General features: G+C 37.3%; 1 protein-coding gene. It reads right to left on the reverse strand.

The window, feature by feature from the left end:
* Positions 1-162, reverse strand: a 162-nt coding sequence (locus SB749_RS18810; protein ID WP_410711639.1) for an FAD-dependent monooxygenase, incomplete at its 3' end; no start/stop codon positions are given.
* Between the last annotated feature and the right edge of the window lie 219 nt (positions 163-381).

Consider the following 381-nt stretch of genomic DNA (forward strand, 5'->3'; position numbering starts at 1 on the left):
AGTGGTTGTACCGATATCTAGCAGTTGGCGTACTGTAGAGTCGCGTCCATCGCAAGCGACTAATACCCTAGCTCGCAGCTGCTGCTCGTTTTCGGCTTCGTCGTTATAATTAAAGCTAAGCAGGATCGACAATGGCGCATAATTTTTGCTCAGTATCAGCAAGTACGTGGGTATAGGTTTCTGTATCTCTATCTAAAAAAGAATGAACTTGCATGGCGGCCTCTTTAATTATTTATACATAAGTTATTTATACATATATTGATCATAGGGATTTTTATCTTTAATTAACCCTTAAGTATGATATTCAGTCGTATATAATGCGTTCCTACGACTTATCTGATGCCACCAATATAACAACCACTATACAATTTATCAATTTAT

The sequence above is a fragment of the Brevibacterium sp. SIMBA_078 genome (assembly GCF_046534565.1).
In the GTDB taxonomy this organism is placed as follows: Bacteria; Actinomycetota; Actinomycetes; order Actinomycetales; family Brevibacteriaceae; genus Brevibacterium.